General features: G+C 76.2%; 20 protein-coding genes. 10 read left to right on the forward strand and 10 right to left on the reverse strand.

Annotated elements, in window-relative coordinates:
* Positions 1-50: 50 nt before the first annotated feature.
* The 3 genes from KSE_RS38065 to KSE_RS03180 all read right to left on the reverse strand — a co-directional run bounded on the left by KSE_RS38065 (position 51) and on the right by KSE_RS03180 (position 2,214).
* Positions 51-659 (reverse strand): AAA family ATPase, encoded by a 609-nt coding sequence (locus KSE_RS38065; protein WP_014133822.1) that lies wholly within the window; start codon positions 657-659, stop codon positions 51-53.
* A gap of 41 nt (positions 660-700) precedes the next feature.
* Entirely contained in the window at positions 701-907 is a 207-nt protein-coding gene (locus KSE_RS03175) for a ferredoxin (protein ID WP_014133823.1), read from the reverse strand.
* Between the two features lie 83 nt (positions 908-990).
* Entirely contained in the window at positions 991-2,214 is a 1,224-nt protein-coding gene (locus KSE_RS03180) for a cytochrome P450 (RefSeq protein ID WP_014133824.1), read from the reverse strand.
* A gap of 537 nt (positions 2,215-2,751) precedes the next feature.
* On the opposite strand from KSE_RS03180, the gene KSE_RS03185 reads away from it, so the two are divergent.
* Positions 2,752-3,336 carry a TMEM165/GDT1 family protein gene (locus tag KSE_RS03185; protein WP_014133825.1) on the forward strand — a complete coding sequence of 195 codons (585 nt, stop codon included), beginning with the start codon at positions 2,752-2,754 and terminating at the stop codon, positions 3,334-3,336.
* Between the two features lie 138 nt (positions 3,337-3,474).
* Here KSE_RS03185 and KSE_RS03190 read toward each other — a convergent pair whose 3' ends face one another.
* The 3 genes from KSE_RS03190 to KSE_RS03200 form a co-directional block, all read right to left on the reverse strand.
* Positions 3,475-5,067: a M4 family metallopeptidase gene (locus KSE_RS03190; protein ID WP_014133826.1), complete on the reverse strand. Its 1,593-nt coding sequence runs from the start codon at positions 5,065-5,067 to the stop codon at positions 3,475-3,477.
* Between the two features lie 104 nt (positions 5,068-5,171).
* Positions 5,172-6,359: a low temperature requirement protein A gene (locus tag KSE_RS03195; protein ID WP_014133827.1), complete on the reverse strand. Its 1,188-nt coding sequence runs from the start codon at positions 6,357-6,359 to the stop codon at positions 5,172-5,174.
* A 52-nt stretch (positions 6,360-6,411) separates the two neighbouring features.
* Positions 6,412-7,776: a vWA domain-containing protein gene (locus KSE_RS03200; RefSeq protein ID WP_014133828.1), complete on the reverse strand. Its 1,365-nt coding sequence runs from the start codon at positions 7,774-7,776 to the stop codon at positions 6,412-6,414.
* A 174-nt stretch (positions 7,777-7,950) separates the two neighbouring features.
* Between KSE_RS03200 and KSE_RS03205 the strand changes: the two genes are divergently transcribed.
* Positions 7,951-8,724, forward strand: coding sequence for a ribosome hibernation promotion factor (locus tag KSE_RS03205; protein ID WP_014133829.1), 774 nt, complete (start codon positions 7,951-7,953; stop codon positions 8,722-8,724).
* A gap of 179 nt (positions 8,725-8,903) precedes the next feature.
* On the opposite strand, the gene KSE_RS03210 is transcribed toward KSE_RS03205, so the two are convergent.
* The 3 genes from KSE_RS03210 to KSE_RS03220 form a co-directional block, all read right to left on the reverse strand.
* Positions 8,904-9,890, reverse strand: a complete 987-nt coding sequence (locus KSE_RS03210) for an endonuclease/exonuclease/phosphatase family protein (protein ID WP_231873115.1) — start codon at positions 9,888-9,890, stop codon at positions 8,904-8,906.
* 177 nt (positions 9,891-10,067) lie between these two features.
* The gene (locus KSE_RS03215) at positions 10,068-10,922 is read right to left on the reverse strand and encodes a DMT family transporter (RefSeq protein ID WP_014133831.1); all 855 of its coding nucleotides are present in this window, start codon (positions 10,920-10,922) and stop codon (positions 10,068-10,070) included.
* 102 nt (positions 10,923-11,024) lie between these two features.
* Complete coding sequence (locus KSE_RS03220) at positions 11,025-13,760, reverse strand: helix-turn-helix transcriptional regulator (protein ID WP_269450283.1); 2,736 nt, start codon at positions 13,758-13,760, stop codon at positions 11,025-11,027.
* Positions 13,761-13,968: 208 nt separating this feature from the next.
* Here KSE_RS03220 and KSE_RS03225 point away from each other — a divergent pair, with 208 nt between their 5' ends.
* Positions 13,969-16,173, forward strand: coding sequence for a M4 family metallopeptidase (locus KSE_RS03225; protein WP_014133833.1), 2,205 nt, complete (start codon positions 13,969-13,971; stop codon positions 16,171-16,173).
* Between the two features lie 63 nt (positions 16,174-16,236).
* On the opposite strand, the gene KSE_RS03230 is transcribed toward KSE_RS03225, so the two are convergent.
* Positions 16,237-16,776 carry a cupin domain-containing protein gene (locus tag KSE_RS03230; RefSeq protein ID WP_014133834.1) on the reverse strand — a complete coding sequence of 180 codons (540 nt, stop codon included), beginning with the start codon at positions 16,774-16,776 and terminating at the stop codon, positions 16,237-16,239.
* A gap of 213 nt (positions 16,777-16,989) precedes the next feature.
* Between KSE_RS03230 and KSE_RS03235 the strand changes: the two genes are divergently transcribed.
* From KSE_RS03235 to KSE_RS03265, 7 genes are all read left to right on the forward strand, one after another.
* Positions 16,990-17,427, forward strand: coding sequence for an RrF2 family transcriptional regulator (locus KSE_RS03235; RefSeq protein WP_014133835.1), 438 nt, complete (start codon positions 16,990-16,992; stop codon positions 17,425-17,427).
* Positions 17,424-18,371, forward strand: a complete 948-nt coding sequence (locus KSE_RS03240; protein ID WP_014133836.1) for a DsbA family protein — start codon at positions 17,424-17,426, stop codon at positions 18,369-18,371. Before KSE_RS03235 ends, KSE_RS03240 begins: the two co-directional genes overlap by 4 nt.
* Positions 18,372-18,891: 520 nt before the next feature.
* Positions 18,892-20,448, forward strand: coding sequence for an ABC transporter substrate-binding protein (locus KSE_RS03245; protein ID WP_014133837.1), 1,557 nt, complete (start codon positions 18,892-18,894; stop codon positions 20,446-20,448).
* Positions 20,445-21,539, forward strand: coding sequence for an ABC transporter permease (locus KSE_RS03250; RefSeq protein WP_014133838.1), 1,095 nt, complete (start codon positions 20,445-20,447; stop codon positions 21,537-21,539). The genes KSE_RS03245 and KSE_RS03250 overlap by 4 nt, the downstream gene beginning before the upstream one ends.
* Positions 21,536-22,465 carry an ABC transporter permease gene (locus tag KSE_RS03255; RefSeq protein WP_014133839.1) on the forward strand — a complete coding sequence of 310 codons (930 nt, stop codon included), beginning with the start codon at positions 21,536-21,538 and terminating at the stop codon, positions 22,463-22,465. Before KSE_RS03250 ends, KSE_RS03255 begins: the two co-directional genes overlap by 4 nt.
* On the forward strand, positions 22,443-23,504 hold the full coding sequence (locus tag KSE_RS03260; protein WP_033260197.1) for an ABC transporter ATP-binding protein: 1,062 nt from the start codon (positions 22,443-22,445) through the stop codon (positions 23,502-23,504). The genes KSE_RS03255 and KSE_RS03260 overlap by 23 nt, the downstream gene beginning before the upstream one ends.
* Before the next feature lie 117 nt (positions 23,505-23,621).
* Entirely contained in the window at positions 23,622-24,578 is a 957-nt protein-coding gene (locus KSE_RS03265; protein WP_014133841.1) for an ABC transporter ATP-binding protein, read from the forward strand.
* Positions 24,579-24,589: the final 11 nt, after the last annotated feature.

Genomic DNA, 24,589 nt, shown 5'->3' on the forward strand with positions numbered 1-24,589 from the left:
ACCCAGCCCGGGGCCCGGCTCGGGGACGGGGGCCGGGCGTCCGCCGACGCTCAGCGCCGGGGTCCGAATCGGACCCCGGCAAGCCGTCCGCGGGAGGCCGCGTCGGCGAGCAGCACCGACGCGGCGCCGGGGAACGCGGCCCGGCCGCGCCGCTCGATCCCGGCGACCAGCCGGGCGATCCGCCGCACGTGCAGCCGGAAGGTGCGCGGCGCGGCGGTGCGGGCCCGGGCCCGCTGCCCGGCCAGCGCCTCGGCGGGGCGGACGGCGAGCAGCACGACGTGCAGTTCGCGCCCGTTCCGCCGGGCCCAGCGGGCGAGGGCCCGGCGCATCCACCAGCGGCTGCCGCAGTCGTGCACCAGCAGCGGCCCGGGGCGGCGGAACGCGGCGCGGGTGCGCAGCAGGTGCAGGGTGCGCACGGCGGGGCGGTAGAGGGCGTACGGGACGGCGGCGGGCAGCCGGGCCTGGCAGGCAAGGCGGGTGAGCCGGGGGTCGACCAGGGCGGCGGGGGCGTCCCAGCGGCGCAGCAGGGTGGACTTGCCGCTGCCGGGGACGCCGCCGACCACCACGACCGCGTCGGGGCCGTAGCGGAGCTCCAGCGCCCCGCCGGCCCGGCCGCGCAGGTCGGCGACCTCGCGCGGGGCGTACCCGGTGACCTGCACGTACCGCTCCCCCCGCTGCTCACTGCCGACGGTGGGGCAGCCTACCGGGGCACTCCCTCCTCCAGCCGGATCGCCCCTCCGGGGCAGGCGGCGACGGCGTCGGCGACCTCGCGGGCGAGGTCGGCGGGGGGCCGGGCGGCGAGCAGGACGACGGTGCCGTCCCGCTCGTCCTGGTCGAAGACGTCGGGGGCGGCGAGCACGCACTGCCCGGCGCCGCAGCACCGGTCGGGGTCGACGTGGACGAGCACGGGGGTTCCTCTCGCGGGGGTCGTCGGGGTCGTCGGGGTCGTCAGGGCCAGCGGGGCCGTCGGGGCCGTCGGGGCGGGGGTGGTCACCAGGTGACGGGCAGGGTCTCGATGCCGTAGACGGTCATCTCGTGGCGGAACCGGATCTCCTCGAACGGCACGGCGAGGCGCAGGTCGGGCAGGCCGCGCAGCAGGGTGTCGAGGGCGATCTCCAGTTCCAGCCGGGCCAGCGGCTGGCCGAGGCACTGGTGGACGCCGAAGCCGAAGGCGACGTGGCGGCGGGTGTCGCGGGTGAGGTCGAGGGTGTCGCCGTCGGGGTAGCGGTCCTCGTCGCGGTTGGCGGTGTTGAGCTGGCAGATGACGCCCTCGCCGGCCCGGATCAGCACGCCGCCGACCTCGACGTCCTCCACGGCGACCCGGGTGACGCCGGTCTGGACGATGCTCAGCCAGCGCAGCAGTTCCTCGACGGCGGCGGGGGTGGCCTCGGGGTGGGCGCGCAGGTGGGCGAGCTGGTCGGGGTGGCGGAGCAGGGCGAGGACGGAGAGCGCGGTCATGTTGGCGGTGGTCTCGTGGCCGGCGATCAGCAGCAGCCGGCCCATCGCGCCGATCTCCTCGGTGGGGAGTTCGCCGCGTTCGACGAGGCGGCTGAGGATGCCGTCGTCGGGGTTGCCGCGCTTGCTGTCGGTGAGGGTGTCGAGGTACTCGGTGAGGGCGTCCTGGGCGGCGAGGACCTCCTCGACCGGGCTGTCCCGGTTGAGCAGGCTGCGGCTGCAGCGCTGGAAGAACTCGTGGTCCTCGTACGGGACGCCGAGCAGCAGGCAGATGACCAGCGAGGGCAGCGGGAGGGCGAAGTCGGCGACCAGGTCGGCGCGGGTGCGGCCGGTGGTCATCGCGGCGAACAGCCGGTCGGCGACCTGCTGGATCGCGGGGCGCAGGGCGGCGGTCTTGCGGAGGGTGAAGTCGCCGGTGAGCATCCGGCGCAGGCGGCTGTGCTCGGGGTCGTCCATCCGGATGAAGGAGGTCTTCCCGGCGCCGATCTGCCGGGCGGCGGCGCTGAGGAACGGGAAGCCGGGGCGGGCGGCGTCGGCGCTGAAGCGGGGGTCGGCGAGGACGTCGCGGGTGTCCTGGTGGCGGGTGACCAGCCAGCAGGGGGCGCCGTCCCAGAGCGCGACCCGGGTGACGGGTTCGTCCCGGACGGCCTGCTGGTAGGCGGGCGGCGGGGCGAACGGGCAGGCGCCGCGCGGGGCGGGGTGGCTGGTGGCGGGGTGCGCGGCGGCGGGGTGGCTGGTGGCGGGGGCGGCAGTGGCCATGCTGGTTTCCCTCTCCGGCCCGGGCTGCCGTCCGGGTCCCGGCCCCGGTGGCGGGGCGGGTACGGGGTGCGGCAGGGCGGACCCGGCAATTGAGTGCCTCAGGCAACTAACTCACCGTCACGCTAACTCGCGTTCCGTGCCCGCGGAAAGCGCGCCGGGCCGCCGGAGCGGATTCTGTCCGGAACCCGGCCCGCCGGACGGCCGCCGCACCGCCGCCCACCAGCCATGACCATGACACCGGACAGCACGGAACCGGCCACCCGGGGGCGGTTCATCCGGGCCGGTCTGATCATCTACACTTGGCGGCGCGAAGGGGAGTAGTCCCGAAACACCACCGGTCGACACACTGGACGGTTCACCGTCCCGGCCCGTGGGTCGCGCAGGCCATCTGCCGCGACGGACGAGACCTTCGGCCCGTGCATGGCCCTGCCGCACCCACCGTGCGGCAGGTCTCGTCGCGTCGGGCCGAGAGGGTCGCCCGTCGCCAGCCCGGTGCCGTTCGAGCCTTGCGGCCCGGCCCCTGCAGAAAGCGCTCCGATGTCCTTCGACCCCCTGGCGATGCTCACCGCCTTCGGGCTGATCTTCCTCGCCGAACTCCCCGACAAGACCATGTTCGCCTCACTGGCGATGGGCACCCGCATGCGCCCGCTGTACGTCTGGTTCGGCACCTCGGCCGCGTTCCTCGTGCACGTCGCGCTCGCGGTCGGCGCGGGCAGCCTGCTCGGCCTGCTGCCCGGCCTGGCCGTCAAGCTGGTCTCCGCCGCGCTGTTCGGCTTCGGCGCGTTCGTACTGCTCCGCTCCGGCGGTGACGACGACGACGAGGAGGGCGGCGCCAAGACGGTGACCGGCTTCTGGCCGGTCTGGGGCACCGCGTTCATGACGGTGTTCATCGGCGAGTGGGGCGACCTGACCCAGATCACCACCGCCAACCTGGCCGCCACCAACGGCTGGCTGCCCACCGCGATCGGCTCCGCCGCCGCCCTGATGTCGGTCTCCGCACTGGCCCTGCTGGTCGGCCGCTTCATCGCCAAGCGCGTCCCGCTGCGCACCGTGCAGCGGGTCGGCGGCCTGTGCATGGTCGTGCTGTGCGCCTGGACGCTGTTCGAGGCGTTCACCGCCTGACGGCCCGTCCCGACGATCCGTCAGGCGGTCCGCCGGCGGGGCGGCCGGGGATCCGGGAGCGCGTCCCGGCCCCCGGCCGCCGTCGTACCTGCCGCGCGGCGAGCACCCCGGGCCCGGCGCCCGCCCGCCGGGCCCGGCTCAGGAGACCGAGACCGCGCTCCACGCGGCGCCCACCGCCGCGTACTCGGCGGAACCCGCGCCGTAGAGGTCGCGGGCCGCGTTCAGCGAGGCGGTGCGGGCGCCCTTGTAGTCGGTGGTGGAGGTCATGTAGACGGTCAGGGCCCGGTACCAGATGGCGGCGACCTTCTGGTTGCCGATGCCGGTGACGGTCGAGCCGTTGCAGGTCGGGCTGTTGTAGGCGACGCCGTTGACGGTCTTGGCGCCGCTGCCCTCGCTGGCCAGGTAGAACCAGTGGTTGCCGACGCCCGAGGAGTAGTGCACGTCGAGTCGGCCGACCGACTTGCTCCAGCAGTCCGCCGAGCCGCCGTCCAGCGAGGGCTTGTCGAAGCGGCGCAGCCACGGCGGCGTCGACTGGTCGCTGAACAGGTAGTCGCCCTGGTCGAGCGCGTTGCCCGCGTACCACTCGACCATGGTGCCGAAGATGTCGCTGGTGGACTCGTTCAGGCCGCCGGACTCGCCGCTGTAGCGGAGGTTGGCGGTGGCGCTGGTGACGCCGTGGGTCATCTCGTGGCCCATGGTGTCGAGGTCGACCTGCTCGGGGTCGGTGGTGCCGTTGCCGTCGCCGGTCATCATGCAGAAGCAGGCGTCGGACCACTGGGCGTTGTCCCAGTCGGTGCCGACGTGCACGAAGACGGTGGCGCCCTTGCCGTCGTTCTTGATGCCGCTGCGGCCGAAGGTGTTCTTGTAGTAGTCGTACGTCCAGGCGGTGTTGGCGTGCGCGTCGACGGCGGCGGTGGCCCGGTCGGCGGAGAACTTCCGGCCGTCGCCCCACACGTTGTCGGTGTCGGTGTAGAGCGTGCCGGAGGTGGCCTTGACGCTGTTCGCGGCGAGGTTGTGGGCGTCCTTGGTGGTGTGGCCGCGGACGGGGTCGATCAGCGCGTAACTCCCGTCCGGCTGCTGGGTGGTGGCGAGTGGGACGTCGCCGGTGTACTCGGAGTGGCCGGTGCCGGTGGCGGAGTGCTCGGCGTCGTAGCTGTCGATCGCGGCGCCGGTGGTCGCGTCGGTGACCACCACCCGGCCGGCCGGCTGGCCCTGCTTGCCGGTGCCGCTGACGGTGGTGCGCCAGGCCAGCCGGGCGGTGCCGTCGGCGGCCCAGACCACCAGCTCGGGCACCGACACCGCGCCGGATATGCCCGGCGCCTGCCCGAGCGCCTCGGCGGCCCCGCGCTGCGCCGGGACGGCCGGGCGGGTGGTGGGCACCGCCGGGTCGTGGCCCTTGGCGCGCGAGGAGTCGGCCAGCCGGCCGCGCGCGTCCTGGTGCACCACCAGGTCGCCGCCGACCACGGGCAGCCCCTGGTAGGTGCGGTCGAAACGGACGTGCTGGGCGCCGTCCGGGTCCAGCACCACGTCCCGCAGGACGAGTTCCTGGCCGGGGCCGTAGCCGAACAGCGCGGCGTGCCCCGCGACGTTGGCCCGGGCCCGGGCGACGGCGGCGTCCCGGCCGGGCGCGGCGGTGGCGCTGCCGGTGGTGGCGGTGGTGGCGGAGGCGAGGAGCAGGGCGGCGAGGGCGGCCGTGCCGAGGGCGCGGCGGCGCGCGGAGGAGGGGCTCACGCGGGACTCCAGTCGGGGTAGCTGAGGGGTAGCCGACCGAGATCCTGACGGTGAACATACAAACAGTTCTATTTAACAGAACGGAACGTGACCGATTCGTAGCGTCACCCCCGCCGCTCCGGCCTCCCCACCCGGTAGCCGCGGGCCCACAGCGTGGCCAGCAGGAGCAGCAGCACCACCGGACCGGCCGCCAGCGACACCGGCAGCAGGGCCAGGAGCAGTGACAGCAGCACCGCCGGGACGGTGTGCACCAGGACGCCGCGGACCTGCCCGGGCCCGTCCAGGGTCGGCAGCACCGCTGCCAGCGTCACCGCGAAGTAGCCGGCCAGCGCCGCGCACAGCAGCCGCCGGGTGTCGTCCGGGAGCGTGCCGTCGGCGTGCTCGACCGCCCGGCCCAGGCCGGCCGCCAGCGCCGCCAGCGCGGCCGAGCCCGCCGCGTGGCAGAGCATCACCCAGCGCGGTCGGCCGCCCGCGACCAGCTGTGGGAAGGCCGCCGCGCCGCGCCGCACGCTCAGCACCGACAGCGAGGCCAGCAGCGTCATCGCGGCCAGGCCGGTCCAGGCCAGCCGGACGTCCCAGTGCTGCTGGTCGGACGCGGCCCGGATCACCTGCACCACGCCCTCCCCCAGCACGATCACCATGAACAGCCCCAGCCGCTCCCCCAGGTGCGCCGCGTCCACGCCCGCCTCCCGCAGCTCCGGCGCCGGCCGGTCCGGGCCCGGACCGCCCTGGTGCCGCTCCCGCCGGGCCGCCCAGCGCGAGGCCACCCGCTCCCCGTCCTCGCGCACCGCGAGCAGCAGCAGCGCGTCCACCAGCAGGCCCGCGCCCCACAGCCAGTACCGCCAGCCGTCCGGCGCGACCACCGACACCAGCCACGGCACCGCCCCCGCGCCGTACTGCGCGATCGGCCAGTCCGGCACCACCAGCAGGCTCCGCCCCTGCCGCCACAGCCGGCCCGCGTACCAGCGCAGCAGCACGTACACCAGCGCGAAGGCGTTCGCCCGCGCCTCCTCGTGCACGCCCTCGACCGCCGCCGCCATCACCGCCATCCCGGCCATCGCCACGAACAGCGCGAACGAACTGGTCCGCTCCGCGACCACGTCCCCGTACACGGTGAAGCACGCCCAGCTCAGCCAGAACGCCCCGACCAGCAGCCCGTACAGCCCCACCGCCCCCCAGCCCGGCCCCGCGTGCAGCAGGTGCGCCAACTGCCCGACGCCCGCCACCGCGATCAGGTCGAAGAACAGTTCGTTCCAGCCCGCATGCCGTTCCGGCTCCGCCGCGTCCACCATCAGGCCATGATCGGCAACCGGCCGCCCGCCGCCCCTCGGACGCGCCGTCCCGCTACCGCAGGATCCCCGCCCGGCGGGCGGCCGTCACCCACTGCGGGAAGGTCGACAGCAGGCGGTCGTAGAGCTCCGGGTCCGGGAGGGTGCTGATGTCGTCGACCGCGAAGAAGCCGACGTTGTCGACGCGGCGGCCGGGGAGGGTGCCGAAGTGTTCGAGGACGCCGTAGTCGCCGTCGCCGAGGCCGACGAACTGCCAGAAGACGGGCTCCTCGGCGGCGGCGCGCAGCTCGCGCTCGATCTCGGCGTTGCGGTAGACGCCGCCGTCGGAGAAGAACAGCACCAGGGTCGGGTCGGCCGCCGGGTTGGCCCGGACGTGGTCGCGGACCTGGGCGATCACCCGCTGCTCCTCGTTCTGGAACCCGACGGCCTTCATGTCGACCCGCCCGTCGGGCAGCGGCGGCCGGATCCGGCGGCGGCCGAACAGCGAGAGCTCGCCGACCCGGACGTGCAGCCGCAGCCAGTCCGGGAGGTCGGCCAGCCGCAGGTCGGGGAGGCGGGCGGGGTGGGTGGCGAAGGTCCACGCCTGCATGGCGCCGTCGTCGTCGAGCTGGGCGGCGACGGCGGCCATCCGCTCGACCACGTCGGCGACCACGCCCCGGTGGTAGAGCGCGCTCATCGAACCGGAGGCGTCCAGCACCAGGATCACCCGGGCGGTGAGGTGCTGGGCGCCGTGCTTGCGCAGGCTGACCGCGACCTGCTGCTTGCGCAGGGTCAGCCGCTTGCGCATGTCGACGGGCAACGCCTGCTCCTCCGCCGTCAGTTGCGCGGGCTCCGGCGACGGCGACGGGCCGGCGGCCGGTTGCACAGGCTGCGGCGGCACGGGCTCCGGCTGCGGCGGGACGGGCTCCGGCTGCGGCGGCACGGGCTGCGGCTGCGGCTCGCGGAGGGTGAACCCGTGCGCGACGGCGAGGCCCGCCAGGCCGTCCGTCCAGCCCTGGCCGACGGCGCGGAACTTCCAACCGCCGGCGCGCCGGTAGAGCTCGCCGCAGACCAGCGCGGTCTCCGCGCCGGCGCCGGGTTCGAAGCGGACCAGCCCGACCCCGTCGCGGGCGTCGTCGAGCAGCAGCGCCAGCCCGGGGACGGCGCCGAGCCCGGCGCCGTCCGAGACGGCCAGCAGCAGCACCCGCTGGACGCCGGGCGGCTGCGCCGCCAGGTCGACGTCGGCCCCGTCCGGCCGGACCGCGACGCCCGCCGCGCGTTCCCCGGCGCGCAGCAGCCGCGGTCCGCCGTCCGCGCCGAGCACCAGCGCGGCGGCGCTCAGCCCGGGGGTGCCGGGCCCGGTGGCGCGGTCGAGTCGGGCGCGGACGGCGGTGGCGGCGACCGGCAGGTTCGCGCCCTTGGCGAGGGGAGTGGCTGTCACCTCCCCAGTCTGCCCGTTCGGGCCCCGCCGGGCACCGCCCGGGTGCCGGGTCGTCGGCGCGGGGCCGACCGACCCGCCGGAGGGGACCGTTCGGCCCTCGGCCCGCCGCCGGGACCGGAGCAGAGTGGTGGCCGTCGGGAAGCGGGATTCGGGATTCGGGAGAAGGAGAGGCTGATGAACCGTCTGCAGACCCGTCCCAGGGCCGAGGTGCTGGTGGAGACGCGCGGCGCGGTGAGCGCGGGCGCCCCGGAGTACGCGCGGGGGAAGGTCGCGGCCGTGCTGGAGCGGCTGGACGAGCCGGTGCTCGCGGTGCGGGTGCGGCTCGCGCAGGAGGCCAACCACGCGGTGGCGCGGCCGTCGTTGGCGCAGGTCGTGGTCGACCTGAACGGCCGCCCGGTGCGGGCGCACGTCGCGGCGGCGACCATGCGGGAGGCCGTCGACCTGCTCCAGGACCGGCTCGCCGCCCGGCTGGCCCGGCTGCGCCACCACCGGCGCGGCCCCGAGCACCGGCCCGAGCACCGGCCGGAGCAGCGCCCCGCGCACCGCCCGGAGCGGCGGGTCAGGCCGCCCGAGGAACGGCAGGTGGTGCGGCACAAGAGCTACGGGCTGGCGCGCCGCGCGCCGCTCGACGCGGTGGGCGAACTGGAGGCGATGGACTACGACTTCCACCTGTTCACGGACGCGGACAGCGGCCGCGAGAGCGTCGTCTACCGGGGCACGGCGGGCGGCTACCGGCTGGCCTCGGCCGGCCCGCTCCCGGCGGCGGCGGTGCCCGGGCTGGTGGCGAGCCGGCTGGGGGTGCCGGTGCTGACGCCGGGCCAGGCCCGGGGACGGCTGGACCTCAGCGGCCTGCCGTTCGTCTTCTTCACCGACGCCGCGACCGGCCGCGGCAACGTCCTGTACCACCGCTACGACGGGCACTACGGCCTGATCACGCCCGCCGGGTAGCGGCCGCAACCTCCCGGCGGCCGTGGGGGTCCGACCGGGAGCGAGGAGGAGGAGCCGGGGCGGTGTGGGGCCGCCCCCGGCTCCCCGCACGTCCGGCGGCGGCGTCCCCGGCGGCCGCGCCTTCACCGGGTACGCCGGCCGTCCGCCACGCACGCCGCTGTCCACCGCCTCACCGTCCGCTACCCGACCGCCAGTTCGGCGACCACGGCGCGGTGGTCGCTGCGCGGCAGGGCGTGCTCGGAGACGGTGACGGCGGTCAGCGCCGGGCCGTGCAGGACGTGGTCGATCTGGATCACCGGCGGGACGCCGCGGAAGTCCGGGTGGTTCTCCGGCCAGGTCGGGAACAGGCCCGCGCCGAGTTCCTCGTGGGTGTCGGAGAGGCCGGTGTCCACCAGGTCGCGCATCGGCCGGTGGTCGAGGGTGGCGTTGAAGTCGCCCAGCAGGACGGCGTTGCGGGTCCGGCCCGGCGCGGCGGCGGTCAGCTCGTGCAGGTCCTCGGCCCAGCGGCGGGCGTCGCCGAGCGGGTAGTAGGTGTGCACGGCGACGATCTGCACGGGGCGGCCGCCGACCTCGACGGTCAGGTTGACGGTCGGCCAGCCCGGGTCGGCGGCGGCGGTCACCGGCAGCCGGGTGTAGATCGCGGTGTCCCGGTCGGCCGGGCGCTCCCGGTGCGGGAGCAGTTCGCGGATGCCCGCCGCGTCGAGCGCGGCGGCGGCGGAGTCGCTCTGCTCCTCGACCGCGAGCACGTCGATCCGCTGCTCGCGCACCAGGTCGACCAGGGACTTCGGCGAGACCTGGCCCATGTAGTTGTTGCTGGTCGCCACCCGCAGCCGGGGCGCGCCGGCCGGGGCGTCGTCCCCGTCCGGGACGAACCTCGGTACCAGCCACCACAGTTGGACCACCACCAGGACCGCCGCGACCCCGCCCACCCAGCGCAGCCGGAGCGCCGCGGCCACCGCCAGCACCACCGCGCACAGCAGCGCCGCGTACGGCAACCCGGCCATCGGCAGCGCCCACCACGTCCCGTCGTCCCACCCGGCCAGCCGCACCGCCACCAGCACGGCCGGCCCGGCGAGCAGCACCCCGCCCAGCACCGCGGCGGCCCGCCGCCACCAGCGGCGCTTCTCCCCCACCGGCTCGTTCTCCGGCGTACCGTCGTCCGTCACAACGCTCCTCCCAGGGCGGCGGCCGGCGGCCATGATCACCCGGCCGCCGTCGAGAAGGACGGACGCGGCGAGCGTGCGGCGCGGTTCCGCGTCCTGCGGCGAGCCTGTCGTGCGGCGCGGTTCCGCGTCCTGCGGCGAGCCTGTCGTGCGGCGCGGGGCCGGCCCGCGGGGGCATGCTCAGCGCGCGCTGTCCCGGATGTTCGGGACGGCCCGGACCAGGGTGACCACGCCGCCCGCCACCAGGGCGACGGCGAGGAGTTCGGGGACCAGCAGCCAGCCGGTGCGGATCGTCTCCTGGAACAGCACCACGCCGAGCAGCAGGCTGACGGCCGCGTCGCCGATGGTCAGCGCGGGCTGCGAGGCCACCAGCGGGCCGGCCTGGAGGGCGTTCTCCAGCAGCAGGACGGCGGCGATGCCGGTGAGCGCGAAGCCGTACGTCTGCCAGGCGGTCAGGAAGGCGGCCGGGCCGTGGTCGGAGAACGTGCCGGTGGCGGACTTCAGCAGGGCGGCGGTCAGCGCGTTGCCGACCGCGGCGGCGGTGCCGAGCGCCCCGGCCCGGAACACCGGTCCGCGCCCGCGGGCCGCCGCCACGCACAGCGCCATCGCGCCCAGGCAGCCGACCAGGACGGGCGTCCAGCGGCTCATCGGCGCCTGGTCCTCGGCGCCGGCCGGGGCGGCGCAGCCGAGGAACAGGGCCAGTCCGCCGACCACCGCCGCGACGCCCGCCCAGCCGGCGGCCGGCATCCGGCGGTGCAGCAGCGGCGCGGCGATCAGCAGCGCGAACGGCAGCTCCAGCACGAACACCGGCTGCACCAGCGCCATCGGCCCGAACGCGAGCGCCAGCGCCTGGAACAGCGCGGCCCCGGCCACTCCGACGATCCCCGCCACCCACGCCGGGTCGCGCGCGAGCACCAGCAGGAACCGCAGTCCCCCGCCCCGGTCCAGCCGGGCCGCCGCCTTCCGCTGGAAGGCGGTCCCGGCCGCGTTGGAGGCGGCCCCGAACACGGCGAACAGCACAGCGAGCACGTCCACCCGCCATCGGTTCCCGCGCCCCCGGCCCCGAACCCCCGCTTCCCCCGAACGGCGGCGCGGGCGGGGCCCGGGGGCTGTTCCGGTGCGGCCGGGGCCGGTCGGTCATTCGCGTGCCGGGGTGACGGCGTGGGCGAGTTGGACGCGTGAGCGGAGGTCGAGTTTGCGGTAGACGCGGGTCAGGGTCGCTTCGACGGTTTTGACGCTGACGGTGAGGGCGGCGGCGATGTCGCGGTTGCTCGCGCCGGCCGCGGCGAGGTGGGCGCAGCGTTGTTCGGCGTCGGTGAGGCGGGCGCGGGCGCCGTCCTGCGGGGTGGCGTCCGCCGGGGGGCCGGGTTCCAGTCGCCGCAGGGCGCGGGCGGCGGCGTCGGCCCCGGGGTGGGCTCCGTGGGCGGTGAAGAGGTCGGCGGCCCGCTGCGCGGCGGTGCGGGCGCCGGCGCGGCGGCGGGCGCGGCGTTCGGTGTGGCTGAGGGCGAGGAGGGTGCGGCCGCGTTCGAGGGGGAGCTGGCGCAGCTGCTCGGCGGCGTCGGTGAGGCGGCGGGCGGCGGTGTCGTACTGGCCGCGGGCGGCGTCGAGGAGGGCCCGGGCGCGTTCGAGGGCGGGCAGGACGGAGTCCCGGCCGAGATCGGTGGCGGTGCGGTGGGTGTCGGTGAGGAGCTCTTCGGCTTCGTCGGGGCGGCCGGCGGCGAGGAGCGCCTCGGCGAGGTCGGCGTGCCAGCGGAGGACGGAGGGGTCGCGGACCTGTTGGAGCGTTTCCAGCGCGCGGACCTCCTGGAGCGGTTCGAGGGCTTCCTTGGGGCGGCCGGCGGTGAGCAGGAGGTGGCCGAGGGCGAAGAGGTTGCGGGAGAGGAAGACCCGGTTGTCCTCGTGCCGGGAGGCGTCGATGCCCCGGCGGGCGTGGGCGAGGGCGGTGCCGGTGCGGGAGGCGGTGCCTTCGACGAGGGCGGAGGTGTAGCAGGCGGGGCCGGGTGGCATGCCCGTCCGGTCGGAGAGGGTGTGGGCGCGGCGGGCGTAGTCGAGGGCCTCGGCGCAGCGTCCGGCGCGCAGTTCGGTTTCGGCGAGGCTGCGCAGCAGGTCGACGACGGCTTCGGCGTCCCCGGTCCGCTGGGCTTGGACGAGCAGGGGGAGCAGGGTGGTGCGGGCGTCGGCGGGGCGGTCGTCGAAGAGGGCGTGGCGGGCGGCGAGGTGTTCGGGGGTGGCGTTGACGGGGACGAGCGCGGTGCGGGGCAGGGACAGGGCGTGTTCGAGGGTGGTGTCGGCGTCGGGGTGGCCGAGGACGCGTTGGACGCGGGCCAGCATGGTCAGGGCGAGCGCGGTGGTGGTGGTGTCGCCGGCGGTGCGGGCGAGTCGGGCGGCGCGTTCGGCCAGGGCGGCGGCCCGGTGGGGGGCGCCTTCGCTGACGTTGGCCCAGATGGCTTGGCGGAGCAGGACCTGGGCGGTCAGGTCGGGTCGGCCGGCCGCTTCGTGGATCGCGTCGGCGAAGAGTTCGTCGGCGCCGTGCAGGCGCTGTCCGCTGGCGTCGAGCAGGGCGAGCAGGGCGCCGACGCGCGGGGCGGGGCTGGTGTCGTGTTCGAGGACGAGGCGGGCGGCGGCCCGGCCGCGGGGGAGGTCGCCGCAGTGGCTGGCGTCGCGCACGGCGGTCAGGGCGCGTTCGGCGAGCAGGCCGGGGTCCTCGCGCGGGGTGCGCTGGGCGGCGAGGAGGGAGAGTTCGGCGGCCAGCGGGTGTTCGCCGCGCAGGCGGGCGTGGCCGGCGGCGCGGGCGGTGTGCCGGGCGGTGCGGGGGTCGGTGGGGTCGGCGGCGAGTGCGGTGTGGCGGTCGCGGCGGAGGCTGTCGTGGCTGGCTCCGGCCAGGCGGGCGTGCAGGAGTCGGCGGGCGGCGGCGGGGAGCCTGGTGGTGAGTTCGGCGGCGATCGCGGTGGCGGTGAAGCGCACCCGCCCGTCGGCGGGTACGGGGTCGAGCAGTCCGGCGGTCTCGGCCTGGGCCAGCAGGTGTGCGGCGGCCGGGCCGGCGAGGCGGGTGAGCAGGTCGAGGTCGGGCCGGTCGTCGAGGGCGGCCAGGGTCAGGAGTTCCCGTACGTCGTCCGGCACGGTGTCGAGCCATTCGCCGACCAGTTGGCGGGCGCGGGGCGGCAGGACGGGGTCGTCGTCGGCGGGGCGTCGGACGGTCGGCGGGCCGGGGGTGCGGCCGCCGGCCTCGGCGAGGGCCAGGGCCAGGGCGGGGTTGCCGCCGCTGCGGGTGTGCACCCGGGCGACCTCGCCGGGGGCGGGCCGGTACGGGGCCAGCAGCGCCGCGAGCTGGGGCTCCGTCAGGTGCGGGACGTGCACCGCGTACGCGTCCTCGCCGCTCCAGTGGCCTCCGCTGCCCGGCCGCCAGGTGCGTTCGGCGGTGATGACGGGCAGCTCCGGGGTCAGGCGCAGGGCCCAGCGCAGGACGGCCCGGCTGGCCGGGTCCAGCCACTGGGCGTTGTCCGCGACCAGGGTCACGGGCGGCGCGTCCCGCAGCGCGGCGGCGGTCAGCCGGCGCAGTCGCAGGGCCGGCCCGGTGCCGTCGGGGGCGGCCGCCGGGTCGGCGGCCTCGTCCAGGGCCGCCGCCAGGTCCCGCGCGGTGGGCGACGGCGGGAGCGCGAGGGCGAGTTCGAGCAGCCCGGTGTACGGGACGCCGGCGTCCTGCGGGCCCGGGGCCAGGCGCAGGACGGGCCGGCCCAGGCGTCGGGCCAGCAGGCCGGCCGCGGTGCTCTTGCCGATGCCGGGCGGCCCGAACAGCACCACCCGGCGGGTGCCGGGCAGATCGTCCGGCACCACCGGCAGCACGGCCACGGCCGGTTCCCGAAGCTCACTCACCCACGTCGCGGAGTCTGGCATCGGGCCATGGTGCGCCCCCGACGCCCCGCTGCGCCAGGACAAGGGATCGCCCTGATGTCGGCCGCCCCCGGCCTTCCCTAGCCTCATCGCCACAGCCGAGCTGTCCACGGCCGCCGGACGCCCCCCACCCCACGACGACGCCCGGCGTCCTCCTCCCCCTCAACCCCAGCTCGGCGGGAGGAACACGATGTCCCGCAAGAACGCCCTCGCCGCCGCCGTCGCCGCGGCGCTCGCCCTGGGCACCCTGACCGTGGTGGCCACCCAGTCCACCGCGGCCGCCGGCACCACCGCCCGGCCCGGCGCCGGTTTCCGGGCGGTGAGCGCCGACGCCCGCGCCGAGGCGCTGCGCACCGCCGACCGGGAGGCCGCCGCCGTCGCGAAGTCGCTCGGCTTCGGCCCCGACGAGCGCCTGGTGGCCAAGGACGTGCTCCTGGACACCGACGGCGCCCGGCACGTGCGCTACGACCGCACCTACCGCAACCTGCCCGTCATCGGCGGCGACCTGGTCGTCCACTACGACAGCAACGGCAAGGCCACCGGCTCCGACCAGGCCCACCAGGGCGCGATCAAGGTGGCGGGGGTGACGCCGAAGCTCAGCGCCTCCGACGCCTCGGCCGCGGCCGCCAAGCACGCCAAGCACGTCAGGAACGCCAAGTCCGACAGCGCGGACGGCAGCACCCTGGTGGTGTACGCGGTCGGCAAGATCCCCGTCCTGGCCTACCGCTCCACCGTCACCGGCGACGGCGAGAGCGGCCCCGCCTCCCGCGAAGCGGTGATCGTCGACGCGGCCAGCGGCGCGCCGCTCGACCAGTACGAACTGCACCAGGGCGTCACCGGCACCGGCAACGGCGTCACCGCCGGCCAGGTCACCATCGAGACCAGCCAGAGCGGCAGCGGCTACACGCTGACCGACGCGGCGCACGGCGGCACCATCGTCTACGACTCGTACAACAGCCCGCAGTCCAACCCGAAGCAGAACGCCCGGACGTTCTCCAAGTCGTCCAACTCCTGGGGCAACGGCTCGACTTCGAGCCGGGAGAGCGCCGCCGTGGACGCCTCCTACGGCCTGGCGAAGACCTGGGACTTCTACCAGAGCACCTTCAACCGCTCCGGCATCCGCAACGACGGCCGGGGCGCCCCGGCGTACGTCCACGTCGACAACCAGCTGCTGAACGCCTTCTACGACGACAACTGCTTCTGCATGTCGTTCGGCGACGGCTCCTCGCAGAACGGCAACACCCCGGTCACCGCGCTCGACGTCGCCGGCCACGAGATGAGCCACGGCGTCACCGCCGCCACCGCCAACCTCACCTACTCCGGCGAGAGCGGCGGCCTCAACGAGGCCACCAGCGACATCTTCGGCACCATGGTCGAGTTCTACGCCAACAACCCGTCGGACCCCGGCGACTACTACATCGGCGAGAAGCTCAACATGTCCGCCGGCTCGCTGCGCCGGATGGACAACCCCGCCTCCGACGGGAACAGCCTCGGCTGCTGGACCTCCGGCGCCGGCCAGGTCGACGTCCACTACTCCTCCGGCATCGGCAACCACTTCTTCTACCTGGCGGCGGAGGGCACCGGCGCGAAGACCATCGGCGGCCTCGCCCACAACGGCACCACCTGCAACAACGACACCTTCACCGGCATCGGCCGCGACAAGGCCGCCGCCGTCTGGTACCGCGCCCTGACCACCTACATGACCTCCACCACCACCTACGCCTCGGCCCGCACCGCGACCCTCCAGGCCGCCGCCGACCTGTACGGCGCCAACTCGCGGGAGCGGTACCTGATCTCCAAGGCGTGGGCCGCCGTCAGCGTCGGCACCGCCCTGCCCGACCCCGGCACGGGCAGCCCCAGCCCGACCCCCTCGACCTCCGCCTCCGCCAGCCCCTCGTCCTCGCCCTCGTCCTCGCCCTCCCCCTCGGCCTCCCCCTCGACCTCGTCGACCCCGACCGGCAACGCGCTGGCCAACGGCACCTTCGAACAGGGCGCCGCCGGCTGGACCCAGAGCGACAACGACATCACCAACTCCACCCTCCAGGCCGCCCACGGCGGCTCCTGGTACGCCTGGATGATGGGCTACGGCACCTCGGCGATCGAGTCGCTCTCCCAGTCGAACATCGCCGTCCCGGCCAACGGCAGCCCCAAGCTCACCTTCTGGCTCAAGGTCACCACCGCGGAGTCCGGCCCCACCGCCTACGACACCCTCAAGGTCAACGTCAACGGCACCACCCTGGCCACCTACTCCAACGCCAACGCATCCGCCGGATACGTCCAGAAGACCGTCGACCTGTCCGCCTACAAGGGCCGGAGCGTGAAGCTGGAGTTCGCCGGCACCGAGGACACCTACCTGGCCACCGTCTTCCTGCTCGACGACATCGCCGTCGGCTGACCCACCCCGTACTCCCGCCGCCGGGCCCGTTGTGGGACGGGTCCGGCGGCGGGAACCGCAAGGTCAGGAGGCGGTCGGCGGCGGGGTGTGCAGGCTCGGGAGGTTGACCACGATCGCCTCCTGGGTGCTGCGGGCGATCACCACGACGGCCTCGTGCTCGGGGTCGGGGTTCTCCTCGCGGTGCGGGACGTAGGGCGGCACGAAGACGTAGTCGCCGGGGCCGGTGCGCAGCCTGACCTCGACGGGTTCGCCGGACGAGTCGTCGAGGAAGACGAACTCGGGGTGGCCGCTGACCACGTGGATCGCGGTCTCCGACTCGCCGTGGTGGTGGTCGGAGGAGGCGGTGGCGGGGGCGACGTGGGTCTGGCCCATCCAGAGCTTCTCCGAGCCGACGGTGCGTCCGCTGATCGCCGCGAACCTGCGCATGCCGCCGCTCTGCGCGGTGTCGCCGTCGAGTTCGCCGGCCCGGACGTGGTGCAGCCGGGCGGCGGGGTCCTGGGCGGCGGCGTCCGGGGCGGGCAGGTGCGGGTGGAAGCCCTCGCCGGCGCAGGTGGGGGCGGTCCGGTCGGTCGCCGGGGCGGGGTGGTGCGGTGCGGCGGACACGGGCTCTCCCGGTGGTGGTGGCGGGTGCTGGCGCGGGGGCGCCGCGCGGACGGCGGCGGGGGTGCCGGGAACACGTCGGCGGGGTGCGCGGATCGTGGGGAACGCTAGGCGCGGCCCGAAAAGGATGTCAAGAGGTGTCTTTTCGTCCGGGGGTGGCGGCGGCCGCTCCGGCGGGGGCTTGATGATCGCCCGGCCCGGTGGATACTTCGGGGTATGCATATTTCCGCGAAGGCGGACTACGCCGCCCGCGCACTGGTCGAACTGGCCTGCGACACCGGGCGTCCGCTCACCTGCGAGGCGATCGCCTCCTCCCAGGAGATCCCGTTCCGGTTCCTGAAGTCGGTGGTCGGCGACCTGCGCCGGGCCGGACTGGTCCGCAGTCAGCGCGGCTGCGAGGGCGGCTACTGGCTGGGCCGCCCGGCCGCGGAGATCACGCTGCTCGACGTGGTGCGCGCCGTGGACGGCGAGCTGATCACGCTCCGCGGCGAGCCGCTGACCGGGCTCGCCTACCCCGGGCCGGCCGACGCGCTGCCGGGGATCTGGCGCGAGGTCGAGGAGCGCGCCGGGGAGGTGCTGGCGGGCACCACCGTGGCCGCGCTGGTGCGCCGCTCCCGGCGCCCGGCGCCCCGGCCGCTCCCGGAGGCGGTGTGACCGGCCCGGACACGCCCCCGGCGACCGGCCTCCCGCCGGACGCGCTCCCGCCGGACGCGCTCCCGCCAGGCACTCGCCCGCCGCTGGAGGTCGTCGAGTTCACCGACCCGTTCTGCCCGTGGGCCTGGGGCTCGGAGCCCGCGCTGCGCGGGCTGCGCCGGGCGTTGGCCGGGGCGGCGGCGCACCGGCGGGTGTTCGGGATCCTCTTCGACGACGACGAGGAGCCGGCGCCGGACCCGGACGCGGAGGCCGCCTGGTACGGGGAGTTCGTGGCCCGGGTGTCGGGGCACACGGGGGCGCCGCGGGCGGCCCGGCTGCGCTGGGTGGCGGCGAGCAGCTGGCCCGCCTCGCTGGCGGCCGCGGCCGCAGAGCGGCAGGGGCCCGAGGTGGCCGAGCGGGTGCTGCGGCGGCTGCGCGAGTCGGCGTTCGTCCGGGGCGAGCCCGCCGACACGCCGGAGCGGATCGCGGCGGCGCTGCGCGGGGTGCCCGGCCTGGACGGGGCGGCGCTGGCGGCCGCCGCGGCCTCGGCGCCGGTGCGCGCGCGGGTGGCGCGGGACCGGGCGGAGACCCGGGCGCCGCGCCCGGAGGTGGTGGGGCTGCGCGGGCCGGGCCCGCACCCGGGCGGGGCGAAGGAGATCGCGGCCGGGCACCGCTACGCCCTGCCCACGCTGCTGTTCCGCGGCCCGGCGGGGTGCCGGGTGGTGCCGGGCTGGCGGTCACCGGCGGAGTACCTGGGCGCGGCGCGGGCGGTGTGCCCGGGGCTGGCCGTGGCGGCGGACGGCGGGCCCGGGCCGGCCGAACTGCTGTGCCGTTACGGGAGCCTGACCGCTCCGGAGGCGCCGGACGGTCCGCCGCCCGGCGCGGTGACGGTCGGGACGGCGGGCGGCCCGCTGTACCTGTCGCCGCGGGAGGCCGCCGTCTCACCGCTGCTCTCCGCATCCTGAGACGTTCCGGACGCGCCCGATCCGGTCCGTCCGGCTTGACGGTCCGTCACTTTCCTTCCGCTGCGCACGGATTGGCCGCGAAGCGGTGGCGCGGCCGCCCCTCGATCAAACAGACACCTTTTGGTGTCCATTGACACCGGGCCCGGCCGCCCGACAGGATGGCGGCATGCTTTCGACGCACCCCAACGTGGTGTGCCGGTACGTGGACTTCCGGCGCACCAGCAGCGACCTCTGTCGCTGAGCGCCCCCATTCCCGCCGGCGGACCCGACCGCCCGCGGCCCCCGGAACGCGGCCTCCCCGCGCCGCACGGCAGGCTCCGGCCGCCGTCCCCGGACCTCTCTCCCCCGGTGAACCGCCCCGCCCGCGACCGGGCGGCGGCCGCCGGCCCCACTCCCCCGCCGGTCCCCTCCGCGCCGGTGCCCCGCCGCGCCGTCGTGCCCGTTTCCCGCCGTCCGCGGCCCGTCCGCGTCGACGCCCGTGCCCGGGCACCCGCCGCGCCGTGAAAGGTGACGCCCCGTCATGACCAGTTCCGTCCTGCCCTCCACCGCCTCCGCCCTCGCCAGACGCTCGTTCCTCGGCCTCGGCCTGGGGGCGGGCGCCGCGCTCGCCCTCGCCGCGTGCGGCGGCGCCACCGTCGCGCAGACCGGCTCGTCCGGCAGCTCCGGCACCCTCAAGTGGGGCTGGGCGCTGCCCACTTCGTGGGACCCGGTGTTCTCCTCGGCCGGCTGGGACGTGCACGCGCTGTCCCTGGTGTACGCCGGTCTGACCAAGCTCGACGAGAGCGGCAAGGCCGTCCCGGCGCTGGCCACCGGCTGGACGTACGACGCCGACGGCACCCGGCTGACGTTCACCCTGCGCCCCGGCCTGGTCTTCGAGGACGGCACCCCGCTGGACGCCGCCGCGGTGAAGAAGAGCCTGGACCGCGGCCGCACCGAGCCGAAGTCGCTGGTCGCCCCGCAGCTGACCCAGGTCAAGCAGGTGCTGGCCCCGGACGCCACCACCGTGGTGATCGAACTCGCCTCCCCCGACTACCAGTTGCCCAACCTGCTGGCCGGCAAGACCGGCCTGGTGGTGAACCCGAAGGCGTTCGAGTCGGACGCCGCCGCGCTGGCCGCCAAGCCGGCCGGCTCGGGCCCGTTCAGCCTGGTCTCCTACGTCCAGAACAGCAAGGCGGTGCTGCGCCGCAACCCGCGCTACTGGGATGCCGGGGCGATCAGGCTGGAGAACTTCGAGCTCTACCCGCTGCCGGACGCCGCCACCGTGGTCAGCGGCCTGCAGTCCGGGCAGTTCGACGTCGCGCAGATCCCCGGCAGCCAGGTGGAGGCGGCCAAGGCGGCCGGGCTGGAGGTGCAGGAGATCCCGTCGCTGGTGGTGGCGGTGCTGGACGTCAACACCACCAAGGCGCCGTTCGACAACCCGGACGTGGTGGAGGCGCTGAAGTACGCGATCGACCGCGAAGCCCTGGTGAAGACCCAGCTGTTCGGCCACGGCGAGGTCAACTACCAGCCGTTCCCGAAGGGTTACGTCGGCCACGACCCGGCCTCGGAGGACCTGTTCCGGCACGACCCGGACAAGGCCCGGGCGCTGCTGGCGAAGGCCGGACACCCGGACGGCGTCGACCTGACGCTGACCACCACCACCGCGCAGGGCCTGCCCGAGCAGTTGCAGGCGCAGCTGAAGGAGGTCGGCATCCGGGTGAACATCGAGGTGATCCCGGCGGCGCAGGCCACCCAGATCGTCTACGTGCAGCACTCCAAGACGCTGTTCACCGACCAGTTCGCGGGCCGCGACTCGGCCGCCCAGGCGTTCCAGGTGCTGTTCGGCGAGCAGGGCCTGATGAACCCCGGCCGCACCACCCCGCCGGAGCTGAAGGCCGCCGTCCAGCAGGTCTCGCGCACCCCGCTGGACTCGCCGGACTACCCGAAGGCGCTGCGGGCGGCGACCGCGCTGGCGGTGCGGACCATGCCGAACGTGTTCCTGTACAGCGTGCCGCGGCTGCTGGCCCGCCGGAAGTCGGTCTCGCCGATCCCCGCGTTCACCGTCGTGCAGCGCTTCGAGGGGGTGAGCGTCGCGTGAGCGCGGCAGCCCCGGCCGGGCGGGAGGGGACCGCCGGATCGCGGACCGCCGGGTCGCGGACCGCCGGGTGGGTGCTGCGGCGGGCCGCCCGGGCGCCCCGCTCGCTGGGCCGGGTGCTGGCCTCGGCCGCCACCGTGTTCCTGCTCTCCTCGCTGCTCACCTTCGGGCTCGGCGCGGTCTCCGACGCCAACCCGGCGGCCGCGGTGCTCGGCGAGACCGCGACCCCCGCCGACATCGCCCGCCTCGACCACGAGTTCGGCCTCGACCGGCCGCTGTGGACGCAGTTCGGCAGTTGGCTGGGGCACGCCGTCCAGGGCGACCTGGGCCGGTCCTGGTTCACCACCCTGCCGGTCGGCGACTCGATCGCGGCCGCCCTGCCGGTCGACCTGTCGATCGCCGGCCTGGCGCTGCTGCTGGCCGTCCTGCTCGGCGCCGCCGGGGGCGTCGCCGCCGCGCTGCGCCCCGGCAGCCGGCTGGACCGGTCGGTCACCGCGCTGTGCACCCTGCTCGGCACGCTGCCCGCGTTCGTGGTGGCGATCGGCCTGATCACCCTGGTCTCCGTGCAACTGCGGCTGCTGCCCTCGGGCGGCTACGTGCCGCTCGACCAGGACCCGGCCCAGTGGCTGCGGTTCGCCCTGTTGCCCGCGCTGGCGCTGAGCCTGGACGCGGCGGCGGGCATCGCCCGGCAGCTGCGCACCTCGCTGGTCGGCGCGCTGCGCGAGAACTGGGCGACCGGCGCCGCGATGCGCGGACTGTCCCACCGCCGGGTGCTGTTCGGGCACGTGCTGCGCAACGCCGCCGGGCCCGCCGTGACGGTGCTCGGGATGAGCGTGCCGATGCTGATCGGCGGCGCCGTCGTCACCGAGCGGATCTTCAACCTGCCGGGCATCGCCCAACTGTCGCTGCGGGCCGCCGAACAGCACGACGTCCCGGTGATCCAGGGCACCCTGCTGGTGACCGTCGCCGTGGTGCTGGCCGCCAACCTGGCGGTGGACGCCGGGCTGCTGGCGCTCAACCCGGCCGCCCGCCGCACCGGCCGCCGTGACGCCCGCCGCACCACCCGCCGCCCGGCCCCGGCGGGTGCGCGATGAGCGCGGCGGACGCGACGGGTGCGGCGCGGCGTCGTCCGGTGGCCCGCCGACCGGTGGTGCGGGCCTCGCTGGCGGTGCTGGCCGTGGTCGCGCTGCTGGCCGTGTTCGGCGGCCGGCTCGCCCCGCTCGACCCGCTCGCCCAGGACACCGCCCGGCTGCTGAACGGCCCCGGCACCGGCCACCCGCTGGGCACCGACTACCTGGGCCGGGACGTGCTCAGCCGGCTGCTCGCGGGCACCGGCCTGTCGGTGGCCGCGGCCGCCGAGGCGGTCGGCACCGCCCTGCTGCTCGGCGTGCTCCCGGGCCTGGCCTCGGTGCGGTTCTCCGCGCCGCTGGCCTGGGTGTCGCTGCGCGCCGTGGACGCCCTGATGACGCTGCCGTTCACGCTGTTCGCGATCGCGGCGGTCGGCGTCCTCGGCAACGGGCTGCACCAGGCGATGCTGGCCCTGGGCGTGCTGCTCGCGCCGCTGTTCTTCCGGGTCTCCCGGGCCGCGGCGCTCGGCCTGGACCGGGCTCAGTACGTGGAGGCCGCCGAGCTGATGGGCGCCGGACGGCTCACCGTGCTGCGCACCCACGTGTGGCGCAAGGTGCTGCCGACCCTCGCCGTCACCACGGCGCACGCGCTGGCCACCGCGCTGCTCACGGTCGCCTCGCTGACCTTCCTCGGCATCGGCGTCCAGCCGCCCGCGCCGACCTGGGGCGGGATGCTCGCCAGCGACCTGGGCTTCCTCGCCCAGCAGCCGTGGGCCCCGGTCGTCCCCACCGCGCTGATCGTGCTGACCGTCGGGGCGCTCAACCTGCTGGCCGACGCGCTGCGGGACGCCGAGCCGGCCGGGCCCGCGCCCGAAGCCCCGCCCGGGGCGCCCGTCCCGAACCCGCTGCGAGCGCCGGAGGAGGCCCGCGATGACCACCGCGTCCGTGTCTGACCACCCCTCGTCCGACCGCCCCTCGTCCGACCGCCCCTCGTCCGGCGGCAGCGCGCCCGACCGGCCCGCGCCCGGCGGTACCGTCCTGGAGGTCGAGGGCCTGCGGGTGACTGTCGGCCACGGCGCCGCCGAGGCCGTCCGGGAGGTGTCCTTCACCGTCCTCGCCGGGCAGTCCGTCGGCCTGGTCGGCGAGTCCGGCAGCGGCAAGACGCTGACCTGCCGGGCCGTCCTCGGGCTGGCCGCCCCCGGCGTCCGGTCCGACGCCGGCACCCTCGCCCTCGGCGGCACCGACCTGCTCGGCCTGGACGCGCGCGGCTGGCAGCGGCTGCGCGGCGCCCGGCTCGGCGCGGTCTTCCAGGACCCCGGTTCCTTCCTCAACCCGGCGCTCACCGTCGGCCGCCAGCTCGCCGAACCGCTGCGGGTGCACCGCGGCCTGTCCCGGGCGGACGCCCGCCGGCGCGCCGTCGAACTGCTCGACTCGGTCGGCCTGCGCGACCCGGAGGCCGTGTACGGGCGCTACCCGCACGAGCTGTCCAGCGGCATGCTGCAGCGCGTGCTGATCGCGATCGCGGTCAGCGGCGACCCGGACCTGCTGGTCGCCGACGAGGCCACCACCGCGCTGGACACCGTCGTCCAGGCCGAGGTGCTCGACCTGCTGGCCCGGCTGCGGGAGGAACGCGGCCTCGGCCTGCTGCTGGTCAGCCACGATCTCGCGGTGGTCGCCGACGCCACCGACCGGCTGCTGGTCCTGTACGCCGGGGAGGTCGTCGAGGACGGCCCCACCGCGAGCGTGGTCGCCGCCCCCGCCCACCCCTACACCGAGGCGCTGCTCGCCGTCGCGGGCCTCGGCCCCGGCGCCCGCACCCGCTTCCCCGTCATCCCCGGCCGTCCCCCCGCCCCCGGCACCGCCGCCGCCGGCTGCCGCTTCGCCCCGCGCTGCGCCTACGCGGAGCCGGAGTGCTCACTCGCCCCGGTCCCGCTGGTCTCAGCCCCGGACGGGGACGGGGACCGCAAGGTCCGCTGCCTGAAGCCTCGTTGAGGCGGCGCCCGCAGTCTCGTACCGGCCGGAGCGGCCGCGCTGCCGCGCGCCGCCCCGTCCCGTCCCGTCCCGTCCCGTCCACTCTGTCTGTCCGCGAGTCCCCGGAGGTGTCGTCCCATGACCGCTCTGCTCGAAGTCCGTTCGCTACAGGTCGAGTTCGACCGGGGCACGCCCGTGCTCGACGGTGTGGACGTGCGGGTGCGGGCCGGCGAGATCCTCGGCGTGATCGGGGAGACCGGCTCCGGGAAGACCACGCTGGCGCGGGCGGTGGTGGGGCTGGCGCCGGTCGCGGCGGGGCGGATCACGGTGGACGGCCGGGAGCGGACCGGGCTGCGCGGGCGGGCGCTGCGGGAGGCGCGGCGGGCCGGGGCGGTGCAGTACATGTTCCAGGATCCGCTGCGGTCGCTGGACCCGGACCTGACGGTGCTGCGGCTGGTCGGCCAGCCGCTCGCGGTGGCCGGCGTCCCGGCCGGCGAGCGGCGGGGGCGGGTGCTGGAGGCGCTGGACCTGGTCGGCCTGGACCACGCGCTGGCCGGGCGCCGCCCGGGCCTGCTCTCCGGCGGCCAGCGCCAGCGCGTCGCGCTGGCCCGGGCGATCGTGACCCGTCCGCGCCTGCTGCTCGCCGACGAGCCGGTCTCCGCGCTGGACGCCTCGAACCGCAACCACGTGCTGCGGCTGCTCGACGAGCTGCGCCGCGAGCTGGACCTCGCCGTCGTGCTGATCTCGCACGACCTGGAGTCGCTGGCGGGCGTCGCGGACCGGCTGGCGGTGCTGTACCGGGGGCGGATCGTGGAGAGCGGACCGGCGGCGGAGGTGCTGGAGCGGCCGCTGCACCCGTACACGGCGCTGTTGGCGGCGTCCGCGCCGGGCGGCGGGCCGGAGCGGCGGGCCGAGCTGGCGCGGCTGCGCGCCCCGGCGCCCGCCCGGCCGGAGTCCTCCGGGTGCGCCTTCGCGCACCGCTGCGCGTTCGCCGACGCCGGCTGCGCGGGCCGCCCGGCGGAGTCCGATCCGCTGCCGGGCCGGACGGTGGCCTGCCACCGCAGCGCCGACTGGCGCCACACTGAAGCTTCCTGACGGTCCGTCAA

Origin of the sequence: Kitasatospora setae KM-6054, assembly GCF_000269985.1 — a bacterium.
Taxonomy (GTDB): domain Bacteria; phylum Actinomycetota; class Actinomycetes; order Streptomycetales; family Streptomycetaceae; genus Kitasatospora; species Kitasatospora setae.

Bases quoted from the DNA above. Each gene is read 5' to 3' on its own strand.
- KSE_RS03265 (WP_014133841.1), top strand. From the start codon at position 23,622: ATGACCGCTCTGCTCGAAGTCCGTTCGCTACAGGTCGAGTTCGACCGG.
- KSE_RS03185 (WP_014133825.1), top strand. From the start codon at position 2,752: ATGTCCTTCGACCCCCTGGCGATGCTCACCGCCTTCGGGCTGATCTTC.
- KSE_RS03195 (WP_014133827.1), bottom strand. From the start codon at position 6,359: ATGGTGGACGCGGCGGAGCCGGAACGGCATGCGGGCTGGAACGAACTG.
- KSE_RS03205 (WP_014133829.1), top strand. From the start codon at position 7,951: ATGAACCGTCTGCAGACCCGTCCCAGGGCCGAGGTGCTGGTGGAGACG.
- KSE_RS03180 (WP_014133824.1), bottom strand. From the start codon at position 2,214: ATGGCCACTGCCGCCCCCGCCACCAGCCACCCCGCCGCCGCGCACCCC.
- KSE_RS03245 (WP_014133837.1), top strand. From the start codon at position 18,892: ATGACCAGTTCCGTCCTGCCCTCCACCGCCTCCGCCCTCGCCAGACGC.
- KSE_RS03255 (WP_014133839.1), top strand. From the start codon at position 21,536: ATGAGCGCGGCGGACGCGACGGGTGCGGCGCGGCGTCGTCCGGTGGCC.
- KSE_RS03225 (WP_014133833.1), top strand. From the start codon at position 13,969: ATGTCCCGCAAGAACGCCCTCGCCGCCGCCGTCGCCGCGGCGCTCGCC.
- KSE_RS03235 (WP_014133835.1), top strand. From the start codon at position 16,990: ATGCATATTTCCGCGAAGGCGGACTACGCCGCCCGCGCACTGGTCGAA.
- KSE_RS03260 (WP_033260197.1), top strand. From the start codon at position 22,443: ATGACCACCGCGTCCGTGTCTGACCACCCCTCGTCCGACCGCCCCTCG.